Genomic DNA, 20,629 nt, shown 5'->3' on the forward strand with positions numbered 1-20,629 from the left:
ATGCTGTTCCTTGTATTTGTTGGGCATCAACCCTTTAACGCGCCGGCAGTGAGGCCGGATACGATTCGGCGCTGGAAGATCAGCACCAGAATCACCAATGGGACCGTGACCAGCACCGAAGCGGCCATCAACAGTCCCCACGGCAGCTCATGGGGGCTCCCGCCGGAAATCAAGGCAATGGCGACCGGTACCGTGCGTTGCGTGTCGGTGAGGGTGAAGGTCAGGGCGAACAGGAACTCGTTCCACGCTGCGATAAAGGCCAATAAGCCAGTGGTGACCAGGGCGGGCCAGAGCAGCGGCAACAGCACCCGCGTCAGCGTGACCCACGGCGAAGCGCCATCCATGATTGCCGCCTCTTCCAGCTCATGGGGCAGTTGGCCCATGAATGTGGTCAGCACCCAGACGGTGAAGGGCAGGGTGAAAATCGTGTAGCTCAGGATCAACGCCCAGGACGTGTTGTACAGGCCCAGGGCGCGGATCACTTCGAACAGCCCCGACAGTACCGCGACCTGGGGAAACATCGAGACGCCAAGCACCATCATCAATACTGTGCCGCGCCCACGGAACTTCACCCTGCCCAAGGCATAGGCGGCGGTCAGGCTGAGGAACAACGCCAGCGTCACGACGCACAGCGCAACCACCAGCGAGTTGCCGATAGCTTTCAGGAACGAGGGTTGATGGAGTACCGCCGCATAATTGGAGAAGTCGGGACGGTCGATCCAGTAGCTCACCTCGAACAAGGTGCTGGATGGCTTCAGCGACGTCACGATGGCGTAGTAGAAAGGGAAGACCGCATACAGCAGCAAAATTCCGATCAGGCACCAGAACCCGAGGCGCAACAGCGCTTTTTTGAGTAGACGCGGGCTCATGAGCGCACCTCCAGTTGACGGCGTCCGAGGTAGAGATACAGCAACGCAATCACCGCGACGACCAGGAACAGCAACGTCGACGCCGCGCTGCCATAGCCCACGTCCTGGAACTCCACCAGGTGCTGGCGCGCATAGACCGACATGCTCATGGTGCTCGACGAGTTCGAGGTCAGCACATAGATAACGTCGAATACCCGCAGCGAATCGAGGATGCGAAAGATCGCCGCCACCAGCAATGCAGGCATCAACAGTGGAAGCGTGACACGCCAGAACACGTGCAGCGGATGAATGCCATCGACCCTGGCGGCTTCGTAGCAATCGCTCGGCAACATCTGCAAGGCCGCCAGCATCAGCAGTGTGACAAAGGGCACGGTCTTCCAGACGTCGACGATGATGACGGCCCACATCGACAGACTCGCATCAGCCGTCCAGGCCAACGGCATGTCAATCAGGCCGAGGCTCAGCATCAGGTGATTGATGATGCCGAACTGGTCGTTGAGCATCCACGACCAGATTTTCGCCGAGACAATCGTAGGAATCGCCCAGGGAATCAGTATCAATGCACGCACCAGGGACCGACCGGTGAACTTGATGTTCAGCAGCAATGCCACCAGCAGCCCGAGGACGATTTCCAGGCCCACCGACACCACGGTGAAATGCAGCGTGTTGCGCACCGCGTTCCACCATTGTGGATCGACCAGGATGCCCGACCAGCCGGAGCCGTTGTAGAACAGGTAATTGCTAAAGCCGACGAAGGTTGCGCCACGCGTGTCCGCCAGGTTGGCGTCGGTCAGGCTGAACCAGAATGTGCGCAATAGCGGCCAGGCCGCTACCAGGGCCAGGCACAGCAACATCGGTGTCAGAAACAGCCAGGCGGCGCGCAGGCGGCGGCGCTGTATGGGCGTCTCCCTGGCGAGCAGGGGCTCGTCACAGGAGGCGTGGGGAGTAGAGACAGACATGGTGATTTCCTTCCTTGTGGCTTACCAGTTCCGGCGTTTGATGCGCGTGAGTTCGCTTTCCAGCTCGGCAAGCGCCTGATCGACGGGCAACTCACCCGCCAACACGCCATGCACCCGATCGAAGAACGCATTGGAGACCCGTGGATAGCGCTCGGCAGTGACTGAGGCGGGGCGCATGACCCCGTCGTTGAGGATGCTGTGGAGCTGACGGTAGTAAGGCATTGCTGCGAGCAGTTCGGGGTCTTGATACAGCGCCTCGATCACCGGGTTATAGGCGCCTATCAGCGCACGCCGTTTTTGCTCTTGAGCGTTGGTCAGGTAACTCACCAGCTCTGCGGCAAGCTTCGGATGGGCGCTGTAACGCGAAACCGCCAGACCCCACCCACCAAGGGTGGACGCGTGGCTGCCGGCGTTGCCGCCGCGGGGCAGGGGAGCGACGCCCACCTTGTCTTTGACGGCACTGTCCGGGCTTTGCACCAGGGCCCAGACATAAGGCCAGTTACGCATGAACAGCGCATTGCCCGACTGGAAGACACCACGTCCTTCTTCCTCGGTGTAATTGAGTACGCCACGCGGGGAGATGTCGCCGACCCAGCTTTTCGCCAGGGTCAAAGCCGCTCTTGAAGCCGGGCTGTTGACCACGATGTCGCCTTGCGGGGTGACCAGTCCGCCTTCCGGTTGGCTGCTGATCCACTCCAGTGCATTGCACGTCAGACCTTCGTAGGCGCGCCCCTGAAATATGTAGCCCCACACATTGGGGTTACCGGCGTTGCGTTCGGCGTGTTGAACTTCCTTGGCGGTAGCGGTCATTTCCTCCCACGTCTGGGGCACCGGCTTGTTGTACTTCTCGAGCCAGTCCTTGCGGTAATACAGCAGGCCCGAATCGGTGAACCATGGCATCGTCACCAGCCGTCCGTTCACCGTGGCGTTATCGATCTGGGCCTGGAAGTAGCCTTGGGTCGCGTCCGGCGCAAGCACCTCGCGCAGATCCATCAGGTGTTTGGCCAGCATTCCCGGCCACACCATGTCGATTTGAATGATGTCGATGTCGCTGGACTGCGCACTGAGGATCTGTTGGTAGAACGACAGCCTCTCGGTTGCCGAGTTAGGCGTGGAAACCACCTCGACGTTGTTGCCGGTCTGTTTCGACCATGCCTCGACAGCCTCTTTGCACAGTTGTAACTCGGCACCCACTGCACCGCACGAGATCGTCAGATCGGCTGCGCTTGAGACGCCAGGAAGCCCGGCACAGAGGGTAAGCAGCGCTGCGGGAAGGAGCGATTTCAGTTGTTTCATAAAGCCCTCTTTATTTTTGTTTTTAGAGAAGTTAACGTTAACACGATCAATGTATCAGCGTATTTTCGATGAGGCATCCTTTTTTTTGCCGACTCTGGCAATTCACACCTCACGGAAAAACACGTCTGTCGCTGGGACAAAACAATAAAAACAAAACAGGGAAATCCACATGCAGAAAGCATCACAATGGCTGCTCGCAGGCGTGCTCAGCACCTCGGCGGCGACGTCCCAGGCCGCGACTCTGGAAGAACGCATGGCCGCGTTCGAAGCCCGCGCCAGCGCCGCCGAGAAACGTGCCGCCGCAGCCGAGCAGCAAACCCAGGCACTCGCCAGAGAATTGCAACAGATCAAACTCGCCACGCCGCCCTTGCAGCCCGCTGCCGCCACTGCGCAAGCAACGGCGGCACCGACCCTGGATACCCGGCTGGCAAAGCTCGAAGCCCGCCAAGAAAGCCTGGAAAAACCGGGCGGTACCGGACACCTCACAGACGGCTTCAGCTTCAAAGGCTATGCCCGCTCGGGATTGCTGATTGACCAGGGACTCGGCGGTGGCCGCGGCGGGCCGTATACGACACCGGCCGGCTCGGTCGGTGGCGCGGTTGGGCGCCTCGGTAACGAAGACGACACCTACATGCGTATAGACCTGTCGAAAGAGATCTATGCGCAGAACGGTACCCGCGCGAAATTCACGGTCTCCATCGCCGACGGCGTGGAAAGTTCCAATGACTGGACCGCCGAAGAAAGCAAGTTGAACGTGCGCCAGGTCTTCACGGAACTCGACCATCTCGCCGCGTTCAAGGGCAACTCAGTGTTCGAGAACGCGACCTTGTGGGCCGGTAAGCGATTTGATCGCGATAACTTCGATATCCACTGGATGGATTCGGACGTTGTCTATCTGGCCGGCACCGGGGGTGGCATCTACGATGTGCAGATGAACAAGAATTGGCGCTCGAATTACTCGTTGATCGGGCGTACCTACGGCGATTTCAGTCGAGACGGTGTGAATGCCGATGTGGAAAGCTACATCCTGACCTCCAACCAGTTCTTCGATAATGGTCAGTGGCAGTGGATGTTCAATGGCATTGGCGCCAAGAAAAACGATTTCGCCACCCGCACCAACGAAGCGGGGTTCAGGCCTGCGAATTCCGGTGTACACACCATGCTGGCCAACCACCAGAAAAACTTTTTCGGCAGGGAAGGCTTCTTCAAAACCGCGCTGCTCTATGGGCAAGGCCTGGGCGCGGAGGTCAAGAACGTCGGCTCGGACGGTGAGTTGATTGACGACGCCCGCGCTCTGCGCCTGGCACTGTATGGCGAGACGCCCATCGCGCCTGGTTGGCGCATCGGCCCGAGCTTGTTGGCCGAGCAGAGCAAGGATAGATACGTCAAGGGTGACGACTACCGCTGGATGACCCTCAACATGCGTTTGGCCAATGAAATCAACAGCAATTTTGAGATGGCCTACGAATTGAGCTGGCAAACCATGAACCTCGACCCGAAGGGCTATCTACAACGTAATGCAGTCGACGGTAACTTCTGGAAGTTCACTGTCGCGCCAACATTCAAGCTTGACGTTGGCGACCTTCTCACGCGGCCCGAGTTGCGAGTGTTCGCAAGCGTGATGAACTGGTCTTCCGATCTGGACAACTACGCGACCTCTGACGCCTTCGGCAAGACCGACTTCAAGGCCGGCGGTGTATGGCAATACGGGATACAGATGGAAACCTGGTTTTAATGCCTGGACGCGCCGGCCTACGCGCCTTCAGCGCGTCGGTCGGGTTGCGTCGCGCCCCTCTGTCGTCGGCCTCGGCGAAGCCCGGTTCATCGCACCGGATTGTTCAAGCTATTCACCATTTCCTTCAAGAGTAGAACGCGCCTCGGTTGTTATCGTTTATCCGTGCCTTAAGCATTGCCTGGCAGCAAGTAAGTAAAGGCAAATATAAACATAACAATATGAGGCTTCAAAATGAGTGCTCAATCTAAACTCGCCGCTGTGTCTGCCGAAAACGGCAAAGTCACGTACTTGGACGCAATGGTGATTGGTGCAGGGGTAGCTGGCCTCTACCAGTTGTATCGACTTCGTGAGATGGGCTTGACGGTCCGCGCCTACGATACGGCTTCCGGAGTGGGCGGCACATGGTATTGGAATCGTTACCCCGGTGCGCGGTTTGACTCTCAGGCAGAAATTTATCAGTACTGGTTCTCTGAAGAACTCTATAAGTCCTGGCAACCCACCGAGCGTTTCCCGGCTCAGCCCGAAACAGAGCAGTGGCTGAACTTCGTCGCCAATCGGCTCGACCTCAAGAAAGATATCCAGTTCAACACCCGCATCGCTGCCGCGCACTTCTGCGAAGAGAGCGGGCACTGGAGGGTGACAACCGAGGCCGGCGAAACGATCAATACGCAATATCTGATCTCTTGCTGCGGGATGCTGTCCGCTCCGCTGTCCGATCGGTTCCCCGGCCAAACCGACTTCAACGGTCAGATCTATCACACCGGCCTGTGGCCAAAAGACCCCGTGGACTTCAACGGCAAGCGCGTGGCCGTGGTAGGCACTGGCGCCACCGGTATTCAGGTGATCCAGACCATCGCTCCGGCGGTGGGATCGATGAAGGTCTTCGTGCGTACCCCGCAGTATGTGATTCCGATGAGGAACCCTAAGTACAGCAAAGAAGACTGGGAAAAGTGGGGCACCCAATTCCACCAGCTCAAGAAGCGCGTGCGAGAGACCTTTGCCGGTTTCGACTATGACTTCGACGCCGGCCCCTGGGCCGAGAAAACCCCCGACGAGCGACAAGCCGTGCTTGAACAACTCTGGGAGGATGGCTCTTTGGCCATGTGGCTGGCGTCGTTTCCCGAGATGTTCTTTGACGAACAGGTCAATGAAGTCGTGTCGGAGTTCGTGCGTATCAAGATGCGTGAGCGCCTGCAGTCGAGGCCAGATCTCTGCAACCTGCTGATCCCGACCGACTATGGCTTCGGCACCCATCGCGTACCGCTGGAAAGCAAGTACCTTGAAGTCTATCTGCAACCCAACGTCGAGGCGGTCGACTGCAAGCAGTCGCCGATCGAGCGCATTGTGCCGGAGGGGCTCCAGACCGCGGATGGAAAGATTCACGAGGTAGACATCATCGTGCTGGCCGTGGGTTTCGATGCAGGTTCCGGCGCACTCAGCCGGATCGACATTCGAGGGCGCGATAACCGGTCGCTGAGGGAGCAGTGGAAACAAGAAATCCGTACATCGATGGGGCTGCAGATCCATGGCTACCCCAACCTGTTCACCACCGGTGCGCCATTGGCACCGTCGGCTGCACTTTGCAACATGACCACTTGCCTGCAGCAGCAGGTGGACTGGATCACCGGATGCATTGAGTTTGCCATCCAGCACGGCAAACACGTCGTGGAAGCTTCCAAAGAGTTCGAGGACGACTGGGTACAGCATCACGACGAGACGGCGGCGAAGACCCTGGTCGTCAAAACCGACTCTTGGTACATGGGCTCCAACGTCGATGGAAAACCGCACCGACTTGTATCGTATATCGGCGGTGTCGGTAACTATCATCGCCGCTGCGACGAAATAGCCGCACAGGGTTACCCAGGCTTTGAAATGGCTTGAGGTCGAACGACTGCTCATTGATTGCAGCTGTCACTCCGACTCTCTATTGCGCCGTGACAGCTCGATATTCGAGGTAACCTGAAATGAACAACTATTACTCCCAGGAACATCACGGTCCTTTTGAACTGATCAACATCGGAGCGCTTCAGCTTGAAGAAGGCTCGTGCATTCCTGAATGTCAGCTGGCCGTAGCCGTACATGGCACCCTGAACGCCGACAAGACTAACGCCATACTGGTTCCCACTTGGTATTCCGGCACAAGCAAGGCGATGGAGCAGATTTACATCGGCGAAGGGCGGGCGCTGGACCCTGCGAAATACTGCATCATCGTCGTCAACCAGATCGGTAACGGTCTTTCCAGCTCTGCGAGTAACACCGGCGGTTCATTGGCTGGCCCTGGGTTCCCGAATGTCAGGATTGGCGATGACGTCAGTGCCCAGCACACATTGCTCACCGAATACTTTGGCATCGAGAGCCTGGCGTTAGTGGTCGGGGGATCGATGGGCGCGCAGCAAACCTACGAGTGGGCCGTGCGCTATCCAGACTTTGTCAAACGCGCCGCAGCCATAGCGGGCACTGCGCGCAATAGCGAACATGACTTCCTGTTCAGCGAAATACTGATTGATGCGATAACCACCGATCCGGCCTTCCGGGCCGGCTTATACGGCTCATCGGCGGCAGTGGCGGCTGGGCTCAAGCGCCACGCGAAAGTTTGGACATTGATGGGCTGGAGTACCGCGTTCTTCCGCGCCGAGCGACATAAGGCACTGGGTTTCGAGTCGATGCAGGTATTCGTCGACAGCTTTATGACGAACTACTTTGCGGCAATGGACCCTAACAACCTCCTGACCATGGCCTGGAAATGGCAGCGGGGCGATGTCAGTCGAAACACGGGCGGTGATCTTGCGACGGCCCTGGGGCGAATCCGCGCGAAAACCTATGTCATGCCCATCTCACATGACCAGTTCTTTACCGTGGACGATTGTCTGTCGGAGCAGAAAATGATCCCGAACAGCGAGTTCAGGCCATTGCAATCAATCGACGGTCACCTCGGACTTTTTGGCACCGACACGCAAATGCTCAATCAACTGGACGCCCATCTGGCAGAGCTGCTTTCGTCCCCGACACATTGAACCAAGCTTCAAAAAAATAGCACAGGGCACCTGTGCTAGACCCAGAACAATTTTAAAAAAAACAGGGTTGAAGATGAACATAATAACAACAGCACATGCTTTGCGCGCGGCCAATACGCTCAAGTCGAGTTCTGCTGCTAGCGTCGGCTGCCTGAGGAAAAACAATACCCACTGCCGAATTATGCATGCGTTTCAGTTGGCGACTTTAATGCTTGGCCTACAACTTTCGATTGTGTGCCACGCACTGGATGTCGATCCTGGCGACTATACGCCAATGCCAGACGGCACACAGCTCGGGCTGCTGTATTTACAGCACGCAGAACGCCACGATTATTACGTGCGCGGCAATCAGTTAAGCGACAAATATAACCTGTACTCGGATGTCAGTATTCTGAGGGGGGTCAGCTATCAAGCGTTTGCAGGCGTCCTGACGAATATCCAACTGCTATTGCCTTTTGGCCACCTGTCGGCCGGTGGTGATATTAAAGGCATGGGCAGCGAAAGCGGAATGGGCGATCCGATTCTGGCCAATGCGGTCTGGATCCATCAGGACCCTTCAACAAACCGCGCATTGGCCGTCACTCAATATCTTTTTTTGCCAGTAGGCGACTACAACAAGAATAAAGAGTTGAATATTGGGGAGAACCGATGGAAGTATGTCTTGCAGGGCGGATACATGCACGGCATCGGCAGCCGCGTCATTCTGGATTTCGTCGCTGACGTGACTTTTTTCGGCGACAACGATCGTTATTCCTCCCGCGACCTGACGCTGAAGCAGGACCCGCAGTATCAGATGCAGGGATTCATCAGGTACATGTTCAGTGAGCGCGCGGCTATGCATGTCGGCTATTCCCGGCTATGGGGCGGGCAGAGGAAAGTTGACGGAACCGAACTGGAAGATGAAAGCCGTCAAGCAAAAATAGTGCTGGGCGGGTCTTATTTCGTGACGCCGAAAACTCAGTTGCTTGCGACATTGGGGCGAGACCTTTCAGTTGAAAATGGCTTCAAGGAAGAGTCTCGCGTCAATCTTCGATTGCTTTACGTATTCTAAGTCACTGAGCAACGCCGGCTACGCCAGGAAAATCAGTGAAGACATCACCAGGGCAGTGGCCTGGCAGGCGTCGCTCCGTTGCGAGAATCACTTCTCGCAGCCCCTTTACGGCCGCCCGGCGGTGGCCGTTTTTTTAGCGGGGCGGGAAACGTTCGCAACCCTCAACCCATGCAAATCATCTCGGTCACGCTTTATACCCATTTAATCCCTGTGTTCGGTTTTTTTATAATCACTTAAGTCGCATAACGGTGGATATTTTTTTCGACACTGCTCATCCCGTGCTAGTATTCTGGTGAGCTGTAAATACTAATAAAAATAATACTCCACGGCCATCTCTCGAGTGCTTTCAACTTTGCGTAGGAGCGCAATAAGAGCCAGGGTGACGGCCCTCAAGTGAGACTTCAAGTATGCCGACCGTCATTACTCCAAAGGAACTTCTCAAGTGGGTGCCAGGCGTAGTTCTCAGCTCAAGCGAAGAACTCGGATGGAAAGATATGCAGCAACGCTCATATCGATATAAAGGTCAGGACGTCCTCATTCCACCCCTTGATCATTTCATGATCGTTTATTACTTTGGCGGCCGCACACCGATGGATCGCTGTGTGGATGAGGGCTGGACACGTACCGCTTGCGCGCCGGGCGATATTTCGCTGCTTACGATGTCACAGGACTCCCATTGGAACTGGACGCAAGACATTGATGTTTCTCATCTCTATCTTTCCAATGCGCTGATGTCTCGTGTGGCCATGGATGTTATGGAGCGTCCGATTGAAGAGGTGCGCCTGCATGATCTGCTCCGTACCCAAGACACGATCCTCACGGCTATTGTCGGCGCAATTACCAATGAAGTAAGAAGTCGTGGGATTGGTGGCGCATTGTATGTGGAAGCCTTGAGCATGCAGTTGGCCATTCACCTTCTACGGCATTACGCGAGTGTCACCTTTAAAGAGTCCAGTGCGCCTGGTCGGCTGTCGCAACAGCAAAAAAAATACTTGCTCGAGTTCATCGATGCTCATCTGGAAGAGTCCATACGCCTGGACGAAATGGCCGATGCCGTAGGGTTGGGCGTCTGGACGTTTTCCAGGAAATTCAGTGAATCGTTCGACTGTTCGCCACACACTTTTGTTACCGAGCAGCGCATCGAGCGGGCCAAGCGAATGCTGTACAGCGGCACACTGTCGATTAAGGAAATTGCCTATCATTGTGGGTTTTCAGATCAGGCACATTTGACCCGTGTCCTGCGCAGCAAACTTGGCGTAACGCCTACGCAACTAAGGAAAACAAACAACCTGGAATAGTGTTCTTACAACGATCGGAAAGTAATTTTCTGCTTCGCCGAACAACCATCAACGAAGTCAAGCCATCGCCGGCCAACGGCTACCGGAAAGAAACATGGACCTTTTAGATATTCTATCCTCGGCCGTCGTAACCGTATTGGTGGTGGCACTGATCGCACTTAGGCGCACGGACAGGAAAATCCCGATCGAAGACATCCCTCAGGAGCGTGCCAAATGGGAAGAGAAAGTTCGCGGTAAGTCCCGGTCAGCCCTCACACGGCCCCCACTCGCACCCTCTATTCCAGAACCGTATGTGCCTCGCGAATCTGCAACCGTCGCCGAGGCCCTGTCGGATCCAGGCGATAAAACATAACGCCGGTATCCCGCGACGGCGAGCAACGCGTTAACCCGCTGAAATGGTCAGAACGTCTGGCCCATGGAAAACTGGAACACCTGTTTATCCGCGTTCTCCGGCGTGCGAATCGGATAAGCCAGGTTGACACTCAACGGCCCCAGCGGGCTGTACCAGGTCACGCCAACCCCCACCGAACTGGCCATCTGACTCAGGTCCACACCACCGCAGCCTTGGGTGGTGCTGAGGTAACACTTGTCCGAATACACCGTGCCCACATCCCAGAACAAGGAGGTCCGCACGGATTTGTTGTCTTTGATGAACGGCACGGGGAACAAGTACTCCGTGCCCCCGGTAATCAGAATATTACCGCCCAGCGCCTCCGTAGTCCGGTCCGAGTAGTACGCTTGACCTGCGCTGGCATAGGTCCCGGTCGCCGGGGTATTGCGCGGGCCGAGCGTGCCGCTTTCAAAACCACGTACCGTGCCTTCGCCGCCGGCCGTATAGCTCTCATAGAACGGCAACCCGTCCGTGGAGCCATAACCGTTGCCGTAACCGAGCTTGGTATGGAAGCGCAGGGCGGTGGTATTGCTGACCGGCAGGAAGGTTTGCCCCGTATAGTCGATTTTGTAGAAACTCAGGTCACTGCCGGGCACCGTCACCGTCAGGTTGAGGTTCTGCGCGTGCCCGCGCGTGGCCAGTACGCCTTTGTTCAAGGTCGACTCCGACCAGCCTGCGCTGGCCTTGAAGTTGGTGAATTCCTTGCCTTCGCGCTCGATGAAATCGTAGATCTCGTCGGCGCTGTAGGTGCCCGGCTCGATGCTGTCGTGTTGTGCGGTCAGGCCGAACGTCAGGCGCGAAGTCTCGTTGATCGGGTAACCGAGGCTGGCACCCAGGCCAAAACTGTTGATGGCGTAATAGGACACCCCGTCATCGTAGTATTTGTTGTAGTCGGTTTTGCTGTAGAACGCGTTGTAGCCCAGGCTAACCCCATCGGTGGTGAAGTAGGGGTCGGTGAAACCGATGTTGTACTTGCTCTGGTAGGACGAACGGGTCAGCCCCAGGCTGGCGTAATTGCCCGTGCCAAGAAAGTTGTTCTGGGTAATCGACCCGCCAAGGATCAGGCCCGAACTCTGGGCGAAGCCGACGCTGGCCGTGATCGAGCCGGAGGCTTGTTCTTCCACGGCGTAGTTCACATCCAGCTGGTCATCCAGCCCGGCCACGGCCGGCGTCTCGACGTTCACTTCCTTGAAGAACCCCAGGCGTTCCAGGCGCACCTTGGATTGGTCGATCAGGTAGGTCGACGCCCAGCCGCCTTCCATCTGCCGCATTTCGCGACGCAGCACTTTGTCGTCGGTCTTGGTATTGCCTCGGAAGTTGATGCGATTGACGTAAGCTCGCTTGCCGGGGTCGATGCTGAAAGTGATGTCTACCGTGTGGTCTTCTTCATGCACCTGAGGCGTACCGTTGACGTTGGCGAACGTATAGCCTTCGTTGCCCAGGCGGCGGGTGATCAGTTCCGAGGTGGTGGTCATCAACTTGCGCGAAAACACCTGGCCCTTTTGCACCAGCAATAATGACTGGACCTGCTCTTGCGGGACTTTCAGCTCGCCGCTCAGCTTGACTTCACGCACCGTGTATTTCTGGCCTTCCTGGATGTTCACGGTGATATAGACGTGCTTTTTATCCGGGGTCATGGAGACCTGGGTCGAGGTGATATCCATGTTGATATAGCCACGGTCCAGGTAATAGGAGCGCAGCCGTTCGAGGTCGCCGGAGAGTTTCTCCCGTGCGTATTTATCGTCGTTCTTGAAAAATGACAGCCAGTTGCTGGTCTTGAGCGTGAATTGGTCGATCAACGCGTCGTCGGGGAACACCGTATTGCCCACCACGTTGATGTGCTGGATCGACGCCACTTCGCCTTCATCGATCTTGATCTTCAGGCCGACCCGATTGCGCGGCTGGGCCACGACCTCGGTGTCGACCGAGGCCGAGTAACGGCCCTGGGCAACGTATTGACGCTGCAACTCGTTGCGCACGCCTTCCAGGGTGGCGCGCTGGAATATCTCGCCTTCGGCAAGGCCCGATTGCTTCATGCCTTTCATCAAATCTTCGGTGGAGATCGCCTTGTTGCCCTCGAACTCGATGCTGGCAACCGAAGGACGCTCGACGACATTGATAATCAGCACATCACCTTCGCGACTCAGCTGGATATCCTGGAAGAACCCGGTCTTGAACAGCGCGCGAGTGGAGTCCACCAGGCGCCGGTCATCCGCTTCGTCGCCGACGTTCAGCGGCAATGCGCCGAATACGCTGCCCGCCGAGACGCGTTGCAGGCCATTGATTCGAATATCCGAGATTTTGAAGCCTTGGGCGAGTGCCAGTGAGGTATTGAGCAGCAGCGCAACCGAGCAGAGCAGGCGCGAAAAATTCATCAAGATCTTTTCCAGAACACATCGACAAGCAGCGCCGGCGTGCTGGGTTCACTCGCCGACCGGTGAACAGCCAGCATAAGAGCGCGCGGCGTTTGGTGCGGTTAACCGAATGTCAAGTTAGGTAAAGGTGGGCCTGATAACCTGCGCAAAGGCTGATAATGGACAACCCCACACTGACGAGCCCACGATGATCTGCGTACTGTTGGTCGACGACGACCAGGAATTGACGGAAATGCTCAGCCAATACTTGGCGCGCGAAGGTTTTGAGGCCACGGCCGTGCATACGGGCGAGGAGGGCGAGGTCGAGGCGCTGTCGGGGCGCTACAGCATTGTGGTGCTGGACGTCATGCTGCCCCAGCGTTCGGGTATCGAGGTGCTGCGGCGCATCCGCGCGGTCAGCCAAGTGCCCGTGGTGCTGCTGACCGCCCGTGGCGACAACATCGACCGCATCACCGGCCTGGAACTCGGCGCCGACGATTACGTGCCCAAGCCCAGCTCCCCGGGCGAGCTGGTGGCACGGCTGCGCGCGATCATGCGCAGGGTGCAGCCGGTGGGCCAGCCGCTCACCGAAGTGATCAAGACCGGCGCGCTGGTGTTGTGGCCCGGCAAGCGCCAGGCCCTATGGAGCGGTGTCGAGCTGGGCCTGACCAGCACCGAATTCAGCCTGCTCGAAGAACTGGCCCGCAACGCCGGCCAAGTGGTGAGTAAAAAGGACCTGTCCCTCAACGCCCTGGGCTGCCCGCTGACCCGCTACGACCGGCGCATCGACGTACACATCAGCAGCATCCGGCAGAAGTTGGGGCCGCGCCTGGACACCAAGGCCTGGATCCAGAGCGTGCGCGGCCTTGGCTACCTGTTGATCGCCGAATGACCCGGCCCAGCCTGCTGTTCTGGAAACTGTTCCTGGCCTTCTGGCTGGCGACCACCCTGACGTTTCTGGTCGGGATCGGCGTGCTTGAACTGAGCCGTTTTCGCCCGAGCGACCCGTATGTGGAAGCCATTCTGGCAGCGGAAACCGGGCTGCTCGAACGCGTCGGTGTCGACGCGGCAGGCCAGCTCCTCACGGTCTGGGAACGTCCGCCGGATGAGAACATCGGCGTCTATGACAGCAACGGTCACTTGCTCGTGGGGTCGCCCGTTGAACAACCGGCCTATGAACGAGCGGTCACCAGCAAGGAAGGCCTGGCGCTTTCGATCAGGTCCACCCACGCCCCCGGCAACGTCCCCGGCCGGCCCTGGCACCAGATCCCGCTGCTCATCGGCACGTTGATGAGTGCGCTGTTCAGCGGCTACATGGCGTACTACCTGGCCTGGCCGCTGGCCTACTTGCGTCGGGCGATGAGCGATGTGGCCCAAGGACGCTTCGAAACCCGGGTCAAACCCGCCATGGGCAAGCGCCGCGATGAAATCGTCGACCTCGCCGAAGACTGCGACCGCATGGCCAACCAGCTCAAGGTGCTGGTGCAAGCCCAACAGCATCTGCTGCACGACATCTCCCATGAATTGCGCTCGCCGCTGACGCGCATGCAAGCGGCCATCGGCCTGTTGCGCCAAGACCCTGCACGCATGGAAATGCTCGAACGCATCGAGCATGAATCCGAACGCATGGACACCCTGATCGAAGCGCTGCTGACCCTGGCTCGCCTGCAGGGCCGGCCCGAAAGCATCGAGCGCGAACCCGTGGACATCATCGAGTTGCTGGCGATGATTGTCGAAGATGCGCAGTTCGAAGCCGGCATCAAAGGCTGCCGCGTACACCTACAGGCTTGCCCGCCGTTTATCGCCTGTGTCAACGGTGAGTTGCTGTACCGCTGCTTTGAGAACGTGATCCGCAACGCCGTGCGCTACACGCGGCCGGACACCACGGTGCTGGTTTCGGCGCGCATCAATCCCGACGCGAGCCGCCTCACTGTGGCGATCAGCGACCACGGGCCGGGCGTCGACAACGATCGATTGCACAGCATCTTCCAACCGTTCGAGCGTGGCGCGGGGGATGCCAGCGTCGGCTTTGGCCTGGGCTTGGCCATCGCCGCGCGGGCAGTGCAGATGCACGGCGGCAGCATCGTGGCTCGCAATGAGTCAGGCGGCGGGCTGACCGTTGAGGTCAACCTGCACAACGCGCGATCTTTACACGACATTACATTGGCTTGACCGCCCTGTACGTCGCTGCTCATTAGACTTGTCGCCATTGTTTGAACGGAGGTGGCGATGTTTCAGGTGCATAAAAAGGGCTTTGTGCCCGGCAGGAAAATGGTCGATGGCCTGGTCCCGTATGACTTCTTTTGTGAAGACAGCCCGACGATCAATATCTTCGTGTTTACCGGCGCCGCCACCCCCGACGCAACCGTCGAGGAGCAGACGCTGTGGGGCTTCACCCGCCTGGAGCGGTTCGAGGCGATGACCAACGCGCTGGTGAGCAACAAGAAACACGCCGGCTGGTTTCAAAGCGTGAATGTACTGACCGGGCCCAACCAGAACGGCACGCAAAGCGTGAAATTCCAGCGCGTGCTGAAAATCATCAAACACGCCAGCAGTACGCAAAAAGTCGACTATGAGATTCTGACCGACGAAGGCGACACCTACTTCACCCGGCAAACCGTTGCGGCGAACAGCGCGCAAACCGTCATCTATTCGGCGGAGTCGTCCGCTCGTAGCGCGTGATTATCTCACGGGCCTGGCGGGCGTGAGGCGCGCCTGTTCATCCAGTTACGCGTGTTACCTCTGCCACATATGCGTCTGCCCAAGACACCTTGCTTTTTTTGCGCTATCGATCACCTTTCGGTCCCCCATCAAGCGCTACAAAAAGCGTGGGCAGTACTGGGGCAGAGGACTTCAACAACATTGACGTTAACAAGCACCTGAAGAAGAAAATCAGGCCATGGGCTCTTGGGCGCAAGAGCTGGCTCTTCGCAGGGTCTTTACGCCGTGGCAAACGGGCGGCGGCGATCATGAGCTTGATCCAGTCGGCGCGGCTCAACGGGCATGACCCGTATGCTTATCTCAAAGATGTGCTGACGCGGCTGCCGACGCAGCGGGCAAGTGAGATTACCGAGTTGCTGCCGCATAAATGGGCGCCCGTTCAACCGCCCAAAGTATGTGGGCAGGTGCGGACAGCGCTGATACTGGGGTTGCCGGAGCAGCGGGTCGGCTCATCGCTAATGTGACGAGACGTACATAGATGGCGTGGACGGCGCAGGCAGTGCGTAGGTCGCCTTCATCCATTCGATCTCTGCCTGGGGCGTGCGCCCAAAGAAACGTTTGAATTCGCGGCTGAATTGCGAGGCGCTTTCGTAGCCTACATTGAACGCCGCCGTCGAAGCGGTCATAGCGTTGCGTAGCATCAGTAATCGCGCCTGGTGCAAGCGCGTCGACTTCAGGTATTGCATCGGCGACGAGTCCGTCACGCTGCGAAAGTGCAGATGAAAATTGGGCACGCTCATGCTCGCTTCTTGGGCAAGGGACACCACATCCAGGCGCTCCTGGTAGCAACTATGGATCTTGCGGATCGCACGAGTGACCTTACCAAAGTGACCCTGGCGATTGAGCGCGGCGCGCATCGAGCCACCTTGCTCGCCGGTTAGGATGCGGTAGTAGATCTCCCGCACCAGCGACGGCCCAAGTATTTGCGCTTCGCCCGGACTGCTCATCGCCTCAAGAAAGCGTAGCGTCGAGGCGCGCAGCAAATCGTCCATTGGCGAGGCATACATGCCCTTGGGCTGGGCATCACTTGGCCCGAGAGCTTCATCCATTTGCAGTATCAACTCGCTGGCCATTTGTAAGTCGAGGCGCATGTAGACCGCCAGCATTGGCTGCGCCTCGCTGGCATCGGTCTCCATGGTGAAAGGAACTGGGACGGACACCACTAGATAGTGCTGGGCGTCATAAACGTATACGTCATCGCCCAGATAGCCACGTTTGCGCCCTTGGCACAGGATCACGATACCCGGGTCATACAGCACCGGAGTGCGAGTCAGTGGCCGATTCGAACGCAAAAAGCGGATATCCTCTAGCGTGCTGAGGTTGTAGCCCTCGACCGGCGCGAGGGTTTCCATCAAATGCACCATGCGCGAGGTGCGTGAGTCGGCCCGATTCATTGATGTCCCCTCTGCTGGCCGCTCAACCGTCGGTGGTAAGAGTCAGCGCTTCCCATTGATCAATCTCCCTGGCCGTGCGATTCAGCTTGTCACGTACCAGTCCCAACGCGTCACTGCCCAATAATAAGTGTGCCGGTGGTGTCGGGCTGGCAATAACCTGCAACATCGCTTGCGCCGCTTTTCGCGGGTCGCCAAGCTGTTTGCCGCTCTTTTCTTCGCGGGCCTTACGTACCGGGTCGAAACTGGCGTCATAGTCAGCAATGCTTCGTGGGGTGCGCTGCATCGAACGACCGGCCCAGTCAGTGCGAAACGAGCCAGGTGCCACGGCGGTCACGAAGATGTTGAAAGGTAGCAGTTCTTTGCTCAGCGTATCGGAGATACCTTCGAGAGCAAACTTGCTCCCGCAGTAGTACGCGATGCCCGGCATCGTGATGGTGCCGCCCATAGAAGTGATATTAAGAATATGACCAGTGCGACGCTTGCGAAAATAAGGCACGAAAGCCTTGGTCACCGCTACCGCGCCGAACACGTTGACGTCGAATTGGCGACGCATTTCCTCCAGCGGCGACTCTTCAAAGATGCCCTCATGACCGTAGCCGGCGTTGTTGACCAACACGTCGACTGGGCCGTGGGTTGCTTCAATAGCAGCTACTACGCTGTCGATCCGGGCGAAGTCAGTGATATCCAGAATCACCCCATGAGCATGATCCACCGAGAGCGCCTGAAAAGCGCGCAAGGCGGCTTCACTACGCACGGTACCTATGACACGGTGGCCCGCGGCAAGAGCTTCTTGCGCCAGCGCGTTGCCGAAGCCACTGCTCACCCCCGTGATGAATATGGTTTTTCTGCTGTTCATGGCGACTTCCAATAAGTAGGGACGAGGCCATGATATCTATCGAAAACTCGGTCACCTATGCCGGTTTGTCTTAGAGCATTGCCTATTCCTATCAGAGTCAACAGTTAAGTGGGCGCGCGTTTAACCACGCAACATGTGTGTTGAATGGACACTTATGTCAATTCCATGCAATTGGATGGGAGAGTCTGCGCAATACCCCAACTACTCCAGGAGCGTTGGCCAAACGCTTACTGCGCGGTTGAATGGGCATGGTCCATACGCGTATTTGAGGGATATTCTAACGCGCCTGCCGACGCAGCGGGCGAGTGAGATTGAAGAACTGCCACCGCACAAGTGGGTATCCGCTTAACCGCGCGAAAGTATCTTAGTCACAGAAAGGCCCTGAGCAAATGAACCGCCGAGAGCTGTTTTTCTGCTTCGCCAGCGGTAAGAGGTCTTTCACAGTACTCTCGACTTAGAAAAACAATTGCGTCATTACCGTCAGGATTGTCGGAATAACCGGGGTGTTTTGATATCTCTGCGAGCAAGTCTTCCGAGACTGGAACGACATGAAAATGTGCGCTGAAGTCAGGAGAAAATCCCAATTTGTAGAACATTACTTTGTAAGGGGAATACACCTTTGCCAGCAGACGCTCCGAGGTTTTCATCACTAAACCGAGAGATGACATGGCTTCGTCGCTCAAATCGCTGAGATCTGAAGCCGTCTCTTCAGATGAAATTATCAAATACCCGTCGTAACGTGAATCTCGCCGATGAGTTACTATCCAGTGGGTGTTGCTGAAAACTCTTAGCTCGTCCATGTAGCTCCAGTTAAACGATGTATTTATGTTGACGGTACAACCTACATTTCTTGCCCAACGATATGCAACCAATTGTCGCACGGCCCAAAGTCGTCTGGTCAAGACGGGTTTGCCATACGCTTACATTGCTGCGACGTTGGTTGATCCCGTTATCATAGGATTACTTCACGAGAGCAGATCCAGCTATGCCAAGGTCGTCATTCGCCATCCGAGTTTTGTTTGCCTGTTGCCTTTTGGTCGCAACCACCAATCACATTCGAGCAGATTTTCAGCATGGGTTGCTCTGGGACTACGGATACGGGGCCAGCGCTTATTGGGCTAGCCGTATTTTCTGGGGGGCGCTTACGTTTTTTGACCCGCTGGCGGCACTGCTCCTTTTCATAAAACCAAGGGTGGGCATCATCCTTACAGCAGCAATCATTCTGGCTGACGTCGCCCATAACACCTATTACGTTGCATTGAACCAGCAGTGGCTGGAGCCGTTCTACCTGTCCCAGGTGGCGTTTCTTGTCGCGGTTCTTCTACTTTCGCCTATTGCCTGGAACTTCACCCGTCGTCGCGTAGCACTAATCAACACGATTCGATTGTGAAGTGTTCCAATGAGGAGCAGCGTCGCTCAGTATTATCAGGATGTTCAATGCGCAGGGGCTCCTATGCAGCGTGTCATGATTATTGGCCAACCGGGGTCAGGAAAAAGTACGTTGGCTCGGGCGATGGGCAAGCACACAGGTCTTCCGGTCATCCATATCGACACGATCCATTGGCAACCGGGATGGGTTGAGCGAAACGCTGATGAGAAGACTCGCCTTTGTCACGAGGCCGAGGCTCGCGATCAGTGGATTTTTGAAGGTGGCCATTCGGCCACCTGGGATAACCGTATTGCCAGAGCCGACCTCTTAATATGGATTGATCGGTCGCCGGTACTTCGGTTTTGGCGTGTGTTTCTTAGAACTTTGACCCAGCGTGGTAGCACTCGCCCCGACCTTCCAGAGGATTGCCCAGAGCAGCTAAAGAACCTTCTAGATCTTTTCAACTTCATGTGGACTACCCGTAAATCGGCGCGTGCCAAGATGAGGCAGCTTGCGGCAACGGCGCCCTCAACATGTCGCGTCGTCTGTCTGCGATCCAACCGTCAAACCAGACAGTTTCTGTCAAGTATTCGGGACGTGCGTTGCGGACAGTCGTCGTGAAAAGTCCAGGTTCCGACAAAGCCGCTGCGTGATTGAAGAGCGCTGAGCGCCAAAGTCACGGTGTATTACTCAAGCGAGTACCCACTGGTGCGCAAGCAACTGGTCAATCTCACTCGCTCTCTGCGTCGGCCATCTTTCAAAAAAACATACGGGTGTAGATCAAGCTCTGTGAGCTTTTTCTCGTTCAAGCAGAGGGGGAGGTCGTGTTGAACGTTTGTGCAAGGTCTTCTGCTTTCGCAAAGAGCAGCATTTCCAGATCACCTATCTCGACGTCAAGTTTTCGGGAGACGCTCATGAGTAACTCGATGTAGGTTGAGTAGACACTGGTCGTTGCAATTCGAATCCAGCTTTGTTAGATCGCCTGAGCCTTCATGCGTGGCCAATGACCCATTTGAATGAATGGTGAACAAGGGTGGTATCAAGCGTCCACATGTAGATCTTCGGAAGTGTTGGCAGGTGCTGTCTGGCATATAAAAACAAGGTGTTTTCGAGAGTCTGCATGGACGTGGCAATGTATTGGGCGAGGTCTCTATGTTAATTCAGCATCAAATTTGCAGCTAACGTGTATCCGTCCGGCCAAGCCAAGTCATCTGCCCAGCCCCGAAGAGCCAGGACATGGTGTGCACTTACATTTAAGTGGGCACCAGTTCTAACCTTTTAAGCGGATATTTCATGCAGCCAACACGCCGTTCCTATTCCAA

The 20,629-nt window shown here is 56.8% G+C and carries 17 protein-coding genes and 2 pseudogenes; 12 read left to right on the top strand and 7 right to left on the bottom strand.

Annotated features, from left to right (window positions below):
* Window positions 1–26 precede the first annotated feature (26 nt).
* The 3 genes from LQ249_RS15105 to LQ249_RS15115 are packed head-to-tail and all read right to left on the bottom strand — an operon-like array spanning window position 27 to window position 3,124.
* Complete coding sequence (locus LQ249_RS15105) at window positions 27–869, bottom strand: carbohydrate ABC transporter permease (RefSeq protein WP_046383410.1); 843 nt, start codon at window positions 867–869, stop codon at window positions 27–29.
* Window positions 866–1,828 carry a carbohydrate ABC transporter permease gene (locus LQ249_RS15110; RefSeq protein ID WP_046383411.1) on the bottom strand — a complete coding sequence of 321 codons (963 nt, stop codon included), beginning with the start codon at window positions 1,826–1,828 and terminating at the stop codon, window positions 866–868. Before LQ249_RS15110 ends, LQ249_RS15105 begins: the two co-directional genes overlap by 4 nt.
* Window positions 1,829–1,849: 21 nt before the next feature.
* A complete protein-coding gene (locus LQ249_RS15115) occupies window positions 1,850–3,124 on the bottom strand; it encodes an ABC transporter substrate-binding protein (protein WP_232565570.1) in 1,275 nt (424 codons plus the stop codon).
* Window positions 3,125–3,293: 169 nt separating this feature from the next.
* Between LQ249_RS15115 and LQ249_RS15120 the strand changes: the two genes are divergently transcribed.
* From LQ249_RS15120 to LQ249_RS15140, 5 genes are all read left to right on the top strand, one after another.
* A complete protein-coding gene (locus tag LQ249_RS15120) occupies window positions 3,294–4,859 on the top strand; it encodes a carbohydrate porin (RefSeq protein WP_046383413.1) in 1,566 nt (521 codons plus the stop codon).
* 231 nt (window positions 4,860–5,090) lie between these two features.
* A complete protein-coding gene (locus LQ249_RS15125) occupies window positions 5,091–6,740 on the top strand; it encodes a flavin-containing monooxygenase (protein WP_232565571.1) in 1,650 nt (549 codons plus the stop codon).
* 83 nt (window positions 6,741–6,823) lie between these two features.
* Complete coding sequence (locus LQ249_RS15130; RefSeq protein ID WP_108524084.1) at window positions 6,824–7,873, top strand: alpha/beta fold hydrolase; 1,050 nt, start codon at window positions 6,824–6,826, stop codon at window positions 7,871–7,873.
* A gap of 73 nt (window positions 7,874–7,946) precedes the next feature.
* Window positions 7,947–8,924, top strand: coding sequence for a transporter (locus LQ249_RS15135; RefSeq protein WP_232565572.1), 978 nt, complete (start codon window positions 7,947–7,949; stop codon window positions 8,922–8,924).
* Between the two features lie 407 nt (window positions 8,925–9,331).
* On the top strand, window positions 9,332–10,222 hold the full coding sequence (locus LQ249_RS15140; protein WP_046383417.1) for a helix-turn-helix domain-containing protein: 891 nt from the start codon (window positions 9,332–9,334) through the stop codon (window positions 10,220–10,222).
* Window positions 10,223–10,621: 399 nt separating this feature from the next.
* On the opposite strand, the gene bamA is transcribed toward LQ249_RS15140, so the two are convergent.
* Entirely contained in the window at window positions 10,622–12,988 is a 2,367-nt protein-coding gene (gene bamA / locus LQ249_RS15145) for an outer membrane protein assembly factor BamA (protein ID WP_079443785.1), read from the bottom strand.
* A gap of 187 nt (window positions 12,989–13,175) precedes the next feature.
* On the opposite strand from bamA, the gene LQ249_RS15150 reads away from it, so the two are divergent.
* The 4 genes and pseudogenes from LQ249_RS15150 to LQ249_RS15165 form a co-directional block, all read left to right on the top strand.
* The gene (locus LQ249_RS15150; RefSeq protein WP_046383420.1) at window positions 13,176–13,859 is read left to right on the top strand and encodes a response regulator transcription factor; all 684 of its coding nucleotides are present in this window, start codon (window positions 13,176–13,178) and stop codon (window positions 13,857–13,859) included.
* Complete coding sequence (locus LQ249_RS15155; protein WP_057004111.1) at window positions 13,856–15,139, top strand: HAMP domain-containing sensor histidine kinase; 1,284 nt, start codon at window positions 13,856–13,858, stop codon at window positions 15,137–15,139. Before LQ249_RS15150 ends, LQ249_RS15155 begins: the two co-directional genes overlap by 4 nt.
* A gap of 57 nt (window positions 15,140–15,196) precedes the next feature.
* On the top strand, window positions 15,197–15,649 hold the full coding sequence (locus tag LQ249_RS15160) for a hypothetical protein (protein WP_046383422.1): 453 nt from the start codon (window positions 15,197–15,199) through the stop codon (window positions 15,647–15,649).
* Between the two features lie 206 nt (window positions 15,650–15,855).
* Window positions 15,856–16,068 (top strand): annotated as a pseudogene (locus tag LQ249_RS15165) (transposase domain-containing protein); the annotation flags it as partial.
* 75 nt (window positions 16,069–16,143) lie between these two features.
* On the opposite strand, the gene LQ249_RS15170 reads toward LQ249_RS15165, so the two are convergent.
* Together LQ249_RS15170 and LQ249_RS15175 are read right to left on the bottom strand one after the other, a co-directional pair.
* Entirely contained in the window at window positions 16,144–17,082 is a 939-nt protein-coding gene (locus tag LQ249_RS15170) for an AraC family transcriptional regulator (RefSeq protein WP_046383423.1), read from the bottom strand.
* 22 nt (window positions 17,083–17,104) lie between these two features.
* Window positions 17,105–17,938, bottom strand: coding sequence for an oxidoreductase (locus tag LQ249_RS15175; protein WP_017849065.1), 834 nt, complete (start codon window positions 17,936–17,938; stop codon window positions 17,105–17,107).
* Between the two features lie 229 nt (window positions 17,939–18,167).
* On the opposite strand from LQ249_RS15175, the pseudogene LQ249_RS15180 reads away from it, so the two are divergent.
* A pseudogene (locus LQ249_RS15180) lies at window positions 18,168–18,287 on the top strand (transposase domain-containing protein); the annotation flags it as partial.
* A 19-nt stretch (window positions 18,288–18,306) separates the two neighbouring features.
* On the opposite strand, the gene LQ249_RS15185 reads toward LQ249_RS15180, so the two are convergent.
* Window positions 18,307–18,738 (bottom strand): hypothetical protein, encoded by a 432-nt coding sequence (locus LQ249_RS15185; RefSeq protein WP_046383424.1) that lies wholly within the window; start codon window positions 18,736–18,738, stop codon window positions 18,307–18,309.
* Between the two features lie 185 nt (window positions 18,739–18,923).
* Here LQ249_RS15185 and LQ249_RS15190 point away from each other — a divergent pair, with 185 nt between their 5' ends.
* Window positions 18,924–19,328, top strand: coding sequence for a hypothetical protein (locus LQ249_RS15190; RefSeq protein WP_057004112.1), 405 nt, complete (start codon window positions 18,924–18,926; stop codon window positions 19,326–19,328).
* Between the two features lie 63 nt (window positions 19,329–19,391).
* A complete protein-coding gene (locus tag LQ249_RS15195; protein WP_082643811.1) occupies window positions 19,392–19,928 on the top strand; it encodes an AAA family ATPase in 537 nt (178 codons plus the stop codon).
* The last annotated feature ends 701 nt before the right edge of the window (window positions 19,929–20,629 follow it).

This window comes from Pseudomonas sp. 7-41, from assembly GCF_021233075.1.
Lineage (GTDB): Bacteria > Pseudomonadota > Gammaproteobacteria > Pseudomonadales > Pseudomonadaceae > Aquipseudomonas > Aquipseudomonas veronii.

Bases quoted from the DNA above. Each gene is read 5' to 3' on its own strand.
- LQ249_RS15130 (WP_108524084.1), top strand. From the start codon at position 6,824: ATGAACAACTATTACTCCCAGGAACATCACGGTCCTTTTGAACTGATC.
- LQ249_RS15105 (WP_046383410.1), bottom strand. From the start codon at position 869: ATGAGCCCGCGTCTACTCAAAAAAGCGCTGTTGCGCCTCGGGTTCTGG.
- bamA (WP_079443785.1), bottom strand. From the start codon at position 12,988: ATGAATTTTTCGCGCCTGCTCTGCTCGGTTGCGCTGCTGCTCAATACC.
- LQ249_RS15120 (WP_046383413.1), top strand. From the start codon at position 3,294: ATGCAGAAAGCATCACAATGGCTGCTCGCAGGCGTGCTCAGCACCTCG.
- LQ249_RS15185 (WP_046383424.1), bottom strand. From the start codon at position 18,738: ATGGACGAGCTAAGAGTTTTCAGCAACACCCACTGGATAGTAACTCAT.
- LQ249_RS15190 (WP_057004112.1), top strand. From the start codon at position 18,924: ATGCCAAGGTCGTCATTCGCCATCCGAGTTTTGTTTGCCTGTTGCCTT.
- LQ249_RS15150 (WP_046383420.1), top strand. From the start codon at position 13,176: ATGATCTGCGTACTGTTGGTCGACGACGACCAGGAATTGACGGAAATG.
- LQ249_RS15110 (WP_046383411.1), bottom strand. From the start codon at position 1,828: ATGTCTGTCTCTACTCCCCACGCCTCCTGTGACGAGCCCCTGCTCGCC.
- LQ249_RS15170 (WP_046383423.1), bottom strand. From the start codon at position 17,082: ATGAATCGGGCCGACTCACGCACCTCGCGCATGGTGCATTTGATGGAA.
- LQ249_RS15195 (WP_082643811.1), top strand. From the start codon at position 19,392: ATGCAGCGTGTCATGATTATTGGCCAACCGGGGTCAGGAAAAAGTACG.
- LQ249_RS15135 (WP_232565572.1), top strand. From the start codon at position 7,947: ATGAACATAATAACAACAGCACATGCTTTGCGCGCGGCCAATACGCTC.
- LQ249_RS15175 (WP_017849065.1), bottom strand. From the start codon at position 17,938: ATGAACAGCAGAAAAACCATATTCATCACGGGGGTGAGCAGTGGCTTC.
- LQ249_RS15140 (WP_046383417.1), top strand. From the start codon at position 9,332: ATGCCGACCGTCATTACTCCAAAGGAACTTCTCAAGTGGGTGCCAGGC.
- LQ249_RS15115 (WP_232565570.1), bottom strand. From the start codon at position 3,124: ATGAAACAACTGAAATCGCTCCTTCCCGCAGCGCTGCTTACCCTCTGT.
- LQ249_RS15125 (WP_232565571.1), top strand. From the start codon at position 5,091: ATGAGTGCTCAATCTAAACTCGCCGCTGTGTCTGCCGAAAACGGCAAA.
- LQ249_RS15160 (WP_046383422.1), top strand. From the start codon at position 15,197: ATGTTTCAGGTGCATAAAAAGGGCTTTGTGCCCGGCAGGAAAATGGTC.
- LQ249_RS15155 (WP_057004111.1), top strand. From the start codon at position 13,856: ATGACCCGGCCCAGCCTGCTGTTCTGGAAACTGTTCCTGGCCTTCTGG.